The following is a 7,279-nucleotide window of genomic DNA, read 5'->3' on the forward strand; positions in this document are numbered from 1 at the left end:
TCGTCTCGCGGAAGCCCACGATCTCTACTTCTTCGCTCACCTTCACCTTGCCGCGCTCGATTCTTCCGGTTACGACCGTTCCGCGTCCCGAGATCGAGAAGATATCTTCAATCGGCATCAGGAACGGCTTATCGACATCGCGTGCCGGCAAAGGAACGTTCTTATCCACTGCTTCCATCAGCTCGTCGATCGTCTTCTCCCACTTGGCTTCGCCATTCAGCGCGCCAAGAGCGGATCCACGAACCACCGGCAGCGCATCTCCGGGAAACTGATACTTGCTGAGCAACTCGCGTACCTCAACTTCCACAAGATCAATCAGCTCAGCATCTTCCACCGCATCGCACTTGTTCAGAAACACCACAATGTAAGGCACTCCGACCTGACGCGCCAGCAGCACGTGCTCTTTTGTCTGCGGCATCGGACCATCGGTCGCTGCGACCACGAGAATCGCGCCGTCCATCTGCGCCGCGCCCGTAATCATGTTCTTGATGTAGTCGGCGTGGCCCGGGCAATCGACGTGCGCATAGTGCCGATTCGGCGTCTCGTATTCAACGTGTGCCGTCGCGATCGTGATACCGCGCTCGCGCTCTTCCGGCGCGTTGTCGATCGAATCAAACGAGCGGAACTGGATCTTCGGATTGTGCTTTGACAGCACCTTGGTGATCGCCGCTGTCAAAGTCGTCTTGCCATGATCGATATGCCCAATCGTCCCCACATTCACGTGCGGCTTGCTGCGGTCAAATTTCTGTTTCGCCATGAAATTAGCTCCTAAGCTGCTAGCTGCTAAGCATTTAGCTTGCCTATTGATATCTAAACAGCTTCGAATATTTCGTTCTCAACTCGACCGGAATCTCTTCAATGCGAGTGAGATAAAACTCCCGAATCAAACCCTGATCCGACGCGCCGAGTTCGCCATACAACTGCTCAGACGTCTGAGCCTGCTTCGCTCCCGGCAATTGCTCAAACACGTGCTCTTTAAGCATTCTTTCGAACTCGCGAACGCGCAATCCAAAGCGCTTTACGAGCTGCAAAAAGTCGTCTGTACGCGCTATCAAAGCGTTCTCAATTGCACGTTTTAGCTCGTCAAAAACCTGTTGATTTTGGACGTCAATCGGCGCCTGAACGAATTGCATGTCCCTTAATCTCTGGAGCGGGAGACGGGAATCGAACCCGCGACCAACAGCTTGGAAGGCTGTGACTCTACCACTGAGTTACTCCCGCGAACCGCTGTGACTCTAGGGCTAAAGCCCTGACCTACGTTACTCCCGCGAAACTAGCTGCCAAGCTCCTAAGCTGCTAGCCAAACCTTCTAACCCCAAGAATCTACTCGGCTTCCTCTTTACTGCCAGACATCTGATGCTCGCGAATCGCGTGCATCACCGTACGCAAAGCGAGCAGCGCAAGAACCGCTAATGTCAACAACCGAAATGGGATCTTCCCAACCGGAGTACTTACGACTCCGGGATCCATCGTGGTCCAAACCAGTGCCGCAAGCGCGATATACGCAGCTAAAGCCAGTATTAAGCGCCGCGTAATGACTCCTGGCTGCTTCAATTACGAATCAGAACAACTGGTGCACAGGGGAGGATTCGAACCTCCGTAGCTCCAAAGAGCGGCAGATTTACAGTCTGCTGCCATTAACCACTCGGCCACCTGTGCAACGAAAACTGGAGCCGATGACCAGGATTGAACTGGTGACCTCTCCCTTACCAAGGGAGTGCTCTACCAACTGAGCTACATCGGCCAAATGGCCCAGAACGCCGCCTCTAAGCCGCTGCAAAAAGGGCAGTTATACTCCGGGCCGCCAAGGGAACCCAACCCAAATCGCAAACCAGAAACGCAAAAGAACCAACAACCGGCTAGCAGCCAGAAGCCAGCAGCTAGTAACTTAAAAGGGAACTTACTGGAGGTGTTCCTCTCGAGGTGTACTTCTCTTGCGCCGCGGTCGCCGCCAAACTGGAGCTGGCGAAGGGATTTGAACCCCCGACCCTCTGATTACAAATCAGATGCTCTACCAGCTGAGCTACGCCAGCAATCTTCTCACGTGCCCAACTGTCCACCGACACTCAGACCCGCGCCCGCTAAGCGGGTAAACTATGCGAGTTTAGCATCCACAAAGAGCGCTTGCAAGGCGCACAAACACCGGTTAAGTCCACATTTGGACTCCACATAGCACTCTTGCGCGCAGAGTTAACTACATCAAAAGCGCAGAATTCACGCGGATGCGCGCAGACTCAGCCAATGATTGCAACCGATTTCTCGCGTATGAAACACAGAATAAAGGACTACAGAAATCGAGTTTGCCATCTTCCGAACCCATTTCCGGCGCCGAATGCAGACGAAATTCAGCGTTTGAGAAGCAAGAATCAAGGTCTGTCGCAAACAATTCGGAGACTTCGGACGCACTTTCTCGGCATGTAAACGAAGCAATCTCGTCCTTTGCAACAACAGAATGAGGGTTATCGCGCCCCTATCCGACCCTTATGAAGCACAATCCGCGCTCAATCTGCGCATTCCAGCGCCGATTTTGAAGCTTGCAGAGCACAAAATCGGGCACATTTGGATCGGATCTGAGGCGCTTAAGAACGGTCTTGAAGGCACTAAAGCTGATCCTTGGTCAGCCCAGGCAGCTCCAGGGAGGGCCACGGACTCTATTCGTGCCAGATTGGGAACCATTATTTGCTCTCAATTTTGCCTTTTTCAGCGGCTTCAGCCCCGGCCGAAGCCGCTTGAGTCCTTCGAAAAGAAGGTTAGAACGTGGAAGATTGTCTCCTTTTGGCACGATGAATCCATGCCCCTGCCCCACACCGAGCGGCAAAAACGCGCCCCAAGCAAGCCATGATCCTCAACTTAAGGCTTCCCAACCCCGCTTTGGTATCATTCACGGTCGAGCTATTCGCACTATCCGCTCGCCTAAGTGCGTACTTCACTCCATCCGACCACACTCATTCAGGCGCCTAATCCTCGCTCGGATCGCACGATTCCGGCCTCTCGCGCATGAGACGCACGCAACGCAAGCGCATTACTGCGATCGTAATCACCGTTGCAGTCATAGCCGCGCTGCTTACCGGCGCGATTTTTCTGCGCAAATACGCAGCTCCCGAGCCGGCGCGGCTGCTTCCTGAGTGCGAGGGAATCCTCTACGCCAACCTGAAGCCACTGCGGACATTCACCAACTTCGGACAAAGACCCACAGCCTGGGCGCCCGAGTATCAGAGCTTCGTGACCCAGACCGGCTTCCAGTTGGAGCGCGATCTCGACGAGATCGCCTTCGCCATCCACGGCGCGCACGATTCCCAGAATGAAACCCGCTACACCGAGGTCATGGTCGGACGCTTCAACTCCACCAAAGTCGCCGATTTTCTCGGCAAGATGGCGAAATCTCGCGAAAGCTACCGCAGCCACGAGATCTTTCTCATCCCTTACGAGGACCGCATCGTTCGCGTGGTGATACTCAGCATCGACACCGTCGCCGTCTCCAATACCGGAGACCCAGCCCAGATGATGCACATCATCGACGAGTACCGGCGCTCAGCCTTTGCCTCCAGCGGCCCGCGACTGCTGAGCAAGTACTACCGGCGCGTGCCGTTCACCAGCCTGGCCTGGCTGATCACCGAAGTCGCGCCCCCGCAAGCGATCAGCCTCGGCGGCATCAGCCCGCTGCCGTTCATCCGCCAACTCTTCGGCGGAGGCGTAGTCGTTGGCTCCGCCCGCTACAACGGCAACGTCCAACTCCGCGCCGACGACTTCCTGAAAGACGAAGCCGCCGCCAAAGACCGCGCCCAACAACTCCAAAATTTCCTGAACCTATATAAGACAAGCGAGAGCCAAACCCGCCCCGAAAATCCCAATCCCGAAATGGAATCCGCCCTGAACAGCCTGAGCGTAGAACAAGAAGGTGAGCGGGTAAGAGTGAACGCATCGATTCCTAAGGCCCTGATTGAGAAGATGTTCGAGACCCCAATGGAACCAGAACCCGAGCCAACGCCAGCGAAGCCGAAAGGGCATCACAGACGGCACCGCAGGTGAGGCTGATCGGGTGCTCGGGGCCGGTAGGCATCGGGTGATCGGGCGATCGGGTGAAGGTAGCTGCTGGGTAAGGAAGAGGCTGGTTTCCTGTTTTACAATCGCTGCATGACGCATGAAGCCAACGAGCTGCTGCGGAAGGCTCTCGCTCTTCCCGCGGAAGAGCGCGCGGAATTAGCCAGCACTCTAATCGACAGCCTCGATCCCATCACCGACGAGCAAGCGGAAGCAGCCTGGCAGGTAGAGATCAGCCGCCGCATCGAGGAGTTGCGGTCCGGAAAAGCAAAAACTATTGCCTGGGATGTTGTTCGGAAGGAGACGCAGGCGATCCTGAATGGCAAGACCAAGCGTTGAATTCCATGCGGACGCGAGGGCTGAGTATGTAGCCGCGATCGAGTGGTACCGAAAGCGCAGTCCCAGAGCGGCACGAAATTTTGAGGCAGAGTTCAGCCAGGCAATCGAGCAGATTTGTAAGTCGCCCGAAAGTTGGAGTGTGTATGTGAAGGGCTGCCGGCGCTTCCTACTGCACCAGTTTCCCTTCCAGATTGTGTATCAAAGTTCTGCCGACATCATCTTCATTCTGGCCGTTGCTCATACCCACCGTACTCCTGGATATTGGAGAGCACGTCTTTAACTCCGGCTCTTAGGAGACATGACTAACATGTAAGGAGAACCGGCCGCCACCGGCCGTGTGTTTGCCCGGAACTGCTATACAGCGTTTCTATTCTGGAAGATCCTGCCTATACGAGAGTCGATAGCCATCGCGCTTGAGCTTCAAGCCCCGAAGGATATAGCAGTTCCAGGCAAACACACGGCCGGGGCGGCCGGTTCTCCTTTATTCATCTATCTCGTGTTCAGGAGCGCCGCGCATCCCCGCGCATGTGTTTTTGTCTCTGCTGCCTTTGCCTTAGCTAATTGCTAATTGCTAATTGCTGCTTTTCCCTGCTAATTGCTGCTTTTCCCTGCTAATTGCTGCCTTTCCCTAATACAGAGCGCGTATTTCTTCACATGGCAACCGGAGGACCCCTGCGATCTCCGGTCCTACTTGCGAATCACCGCCGGCGCGGGCGATCAGGATGGATGGAGTTTCTGCGTCGCCGATCAGGTACACACGCTGGTGAGGTCCGCCGCGAACGTCGGGGCTGGTGGGAGCAGAAACGTGCTCCACGCGAATCGACGTGAACCGACGCAATGCGAACTCCCCTAATGGCCCGGGCAGCCGACGGCCATAGAGTTCGCCGGGGCGCACCACCACGCGGTCCTTTGTGATTGTGCCAACCGCGCCATCGCTGTGCTTGAAGAAGATCCATCCAAACCACAGCAGAAGCGCCCCGCTGAGGCTCAGGTGCAACACCGCCGCAAAGTGTCTGAGCACCAGGGAGTAAAGGATGCCGGCAGCAATCACCCCCACCAGGCAGCTTCCCATTTTGAGAATGTTTTGCCAGATGTTGGATGTATCGAAGTTGTATGGAAGCGTTATTGCCATCGCCTTTTCTAATTGCTTATTGCGGTTTTCGCCCATTCTGAGCGAAATCGAAGGAGCCTGCGTCTGGATTCGCCTTCGCGCTGATTGCTAATCGCTAATTGCTTGTATTTGCCCGGCTGCTCAAGCGCCTCTCATGTAGGACAACATTAGATAGCGACAAGCGGAAGATAACGTAGGTATCGACACCCGGTGCCGAAGCCGGTCCAGGCAAGAAACCAGCACGATCAGTCCGGGAAAAAGCAGTAGAGGATGCAGCTGCTTCCAGGGAAATCCGGCTTAGTTCCCGTTTGTCACTTAATTTCGAGGCAACACACAATAGGATTTCAAACAGACAACATGACTAAGATCAATGATGAATTAAGAAGAACCGGCCGCCGCCTCACCCCAGCAACCGCAACAGCGGCGCTTGCCGGGGACCCCGCTCGGCCGTGTGTCTGCCCGGAACTGCCATGCAGCGTTTCTATTCTGGAACATCCTGCTTACACGAGCATCGATAGCCATCGCGCTTGAATTCAAGCCCAGAAGGATATAGCAGATCGAAGCAAACACACGGCCGAATTTCAAAGACACGACGACGAAGAGGAATTAAGGAGAACCGGCCGCCCTCGGCCGTGTTTTTGCCTGGAACTGCCATGCAGCGTTTATATTCTGGAACATCCTGCTTACACGAGCATCGATAGCCATCGCACGCCGCTGGGCTACGAGAATTCCGCCCTTCGGGCTAGGCTAGGAAAATTCGTTCCTGCGCGGCGCTCCTGAACACGAGATGAATGTTCCCGAACACGAGATGAATAAGATGAATAAGGAGAACCGGCCGCCCCCGGCCGTGTGTTTGCCTGGAACTGCTATACAGCGTTTCTATTCTGGAACATCCTGCACACGAGCATCGATAGCCATCGCGCTTGAATTCAAGCCCCGAAGGATAGCAGTTCGAAACAAACACACGGCCGGGGGCGGCCGGTTCTCCTTATTCATCTTATTCATCTCGTGTTCGGGAACATTCATCTCGTGTTCAGGAGCGCCGCGCAGGAACGAATTTTCCTAGCCTAGCCCGAAGGGCGGAATTCTCGTAGCCCAGCGGCGTAAGCCCTGGGTCAGGCGAGATAAGAAAAATGTTGTGAGCCCGCAGGGCGGCATTCGTGTGCTTCTCCAAATGTTGGCACCGAAACCATTGTCAGGCAAACACACGGCCGAGCGGGGTCCCCCGGCAAGCGCCGCTGTTGCGGTTGCTGGGGTGAGGCGGCGGCCGGTTCTCCTTATTCATCTCGTGTTCAGGCGGGAGGCGACATTCTTTCCCGCGTGTACAATCTGAACCCGCGCCATGTCCCATTCCAACATCACTATCTTCATCCACCTTGTATGGGCAACGCACAAGCGCAAAAATACCATTCCGGAACAACTTCTCGAACCGCTCTGGGAATATTTTTTGGTATCGGACATAACAAGCGCATTCCCGTAATCGCGGCGGGAGGCATGCCCAACCATGTTCATCTTGCGATCGACTTGCCGCCCGTGATGAAAGTTGGAGATGCAATTTCCGCCTTCAAGGCGAATTCATCGCGCTGGTTGAAACAAGAAGGTGTGAGGGGCTTTGCCTGGCAGACCGGATACGGCGCATTCAGCTTCGGCATTCCCCAAGTGGAACAGGTGAAGCGATACATCCATAATCAGGCCGAGCACCACAAGAAATACAGCTTCGAGGAAGAATTCCTGGATTTATTGAAACGGGCGGGCGTAGATTACGATCCGCGGAATGTATTCGAATAG

General features: G+C 55.1%; 11 protein-coding genes and 4 tRNA genes. 7 read left to right on the forward strand and 8 right to left on the reverse strand.

Translation table 11 applies throughout. The annotated features are described in order from the left end of the window. From tuf to DMG62_21945, 7 genes are all read right to left on the reverse strand, one after another. A partial coding sequence (gene tuf / locus DMG62_21915; GenBank protein PYY20786.1) for an elongation factor Tu occupies positions 1-757 on the reverse strand: 757 nt, incomplete at its 3' end. A gap of 43 nt (positions 758-800) precedes the next feature. Then, positions 801-1,133 (reverse strand): hypothetical protein, encoded by a 333-nt coding sequence (locus DMG62_21920; protein ID PYY20787.1) that lies wholly within the window; start codon positions 1,131-1,133, stop codon positions 801-803. A 13-nt stretch (positions 1,134-1,146) separates the two neighbouring features. After that, positions 1,147-1,221 (reverse strand) — tRNA-Gly (locus tag DMG62_21925). Positions 1,222-1,323: 102 nt separating this feature from the next. Continuing rightward, on the reverse strand, positions 1,324-1,554 hold the full coding sequence (locus DMG62_21930) for a hypothetical protein (protein ID PYY20788.1): 231 nt from the start codon (positions 1,552-1,554) through the stop codon (positions 1,324-1,326). Between the two features lie 17 nt (positions 1,555-1,571). Next, a tRNA-Tyr gene (locus DMG62_21935) sits at positions 1,572-1,659 on the reverse strand. A gap of 9 nt (positions 1,660-1,668) precedes the next feature. Further along, positions 1,669-1,744: transfer RNA gene (locus DMG62_21940), tRNA-Thr, on the reverse strand. A gap of 213 nt (positions 1,745-1,957) precedes the next feature. Beyond that, positions 1,958-2,033, reverse strand: a tRNA-Thr gene (locus DMG62_21945). Between the two features lie 189 nt (positions 2,034-2,222). Between DMG62_21945 and DMG62_21950 the strand changes: the two genes are divergently transcribed. The 6 genes from DMG62_21950 (at position 2,223) to DMG62_21975 (ending at position 4,948) form a co-directional block, all read left to right on the forward strand. Next, on the forward strand, positions 2,223-2,456 hold the full coding sequence (locus tag DMG62_21950; GenBank protein PYY20789.1) for a hypothetical protein: 234 nt from the start codon (positions 2,223-2,225) through the stop codon (positions 2,454-2,456). Beyond that, a complete protein-coding gene (locus DMG62_21955; protein PYY20790.1) occupies positions 2,453-2,842 on the forward strand; it encodes a hypothetical protein in 390 nt (129 codons plus the stop codon). Before DMG62_21950 ends, DMG62_21955 begins: the two co-directional genes overlap by 4 nt. Before the next feature lie 155 nt (positions 2,843-2,997). Continuing rightward, positions 2,998-4,029, forward strand: a complete 1,032-nt coding sequence (locus DMG62_21960) for a hypothetical protein (GenBank protein PYY20791.1) — start codon at positions 2,998-3,000, stop codon at positions 4,027-4,029. A 105-nt stretch (positions 4,030-4,134) separates the two neighbouring features. Then, positions 4,135-4,380, forward strand: a complete 246-nt coding sequence (locus DMG62_21965; GenBank protein ID PYY20792.1) for an addiction module component, family protein — start codon at positions 4,135-4,137, stop codon at positions 4,378-4,380. Then, positions 4,361-4,660 (forward strand): plasmid stabilization protein, encoded by a 300-nt coding sequence (locus DMG62_21970; protein ID PYY20793.1) that lies wholly within the window; start codon positions 4,361-4,363, stop codon positions 4,658-4,660. The genes DMG62_21965 and DMG62_21970 overlap by 20 nt, the downstream gene beginning before the upstream one ends. A gap of 57 nt (positions 4,661-4,717) precedes the next feature. Further along, positions 4,718-4,948: a hypothetical protein gene (locus tag DMG62_21975; GenBank protein ID PYY20794.1), complete on the forward strand. Its 231-nt coding sequence runs from the start codon at positions 4,718-4,720 to the stop codon at positions 4,946-4,948. 60 nt (positions 4,949-5,008) lie between these two features. On the opposite strand, the gene DMG62_21980 is transcribed toward DMG62_21975, so the two are convergent. Continuing rightward, positions 5,009-5,548: a hypothetical protein gene (locus tag DMG62_21980; protein PYY20795.1), complete on the reverse strand. Its 540-nt coding sequence runs from the start codon at positions 5,546-5,548 to the stop codon at positions 5,009-5,011. A 1,323-nt stretch (positions 5,549-6,871) separates the two neighbouring features. Here DMG62_21980 and DMG62_21985 point away from each other — a divergent pair. Beyond that, positions 6,872-7,279 (forward strand): transposase, encoded by a 408-nt coding sequence (locus tag DMG62_21985; GenBank protein PYY20796.1) that lies wholly within the window; start codon positions 6,872-6,874, stop codon positions 7,277-7,279.

This window comes from Acidobacteriota bacterium (assembly GCA_003225175.1).
Classification (GTDB): Bacteria; Acidobacteriota; Terriglobia; order Terriglobales; family Acidobacteriaceae; genus Gp1-AA112.

Coding starts and splice junctions, on each gene's coding strand:
- DMG62_21985 (PYY20796.1), top strand. CDS start 6,872: ATGGGCAACGCACAAGCGCAAAAATACCATTCCGGAACAACTTCTCGA.
- DMG62_21965 (PYY20792.1), top strand. CDS start 4,135: ATGACGCATGAAGCCAACGAGCTGCTGCGGAAGGCTCTCGCTCTTCCC.
- DMG62_21970 (PYY20793.1), top strand. CDS start 4,361: ATGGCAAGACCAAGCGTTGAATTCCATGCGGACGCGAGGGCTGAGTAT.
- DMG62_21980 (PYY20795.1), bottom strand. CDS start 5,548: ATGGGCGAAAACCGCAATAAGCAATTAGAAAAGGCGATGGCAATAACG.
- DMG62_21950 (PYY20789.1), top strand. CDS start 2,223: ATGCGCGCAGACTCAGCCAATGATTGCAACCGATTTCTCGCGTATGAA.
- DMG62_21960 (PYY20791.1), top strand. CDS start 2,998: ATGAGACGCACGCAACGCAAGCGCATTACTGCGATCGTAATCACCGTT.
- DMG62_21920 (PYY20787.1), bottom strand. CDS start 1,133: ATGCAATTCGTTCAGGCGCCGATTGACGTCCAAAATCAACAGGTTTTT.
- DMG62_21955 (PYY20790.1), top strand. CDS start 2,453: ATGAGGGTTATCGCGCCCCTATCCGACCCTTATGAAGCACAATCCGCG.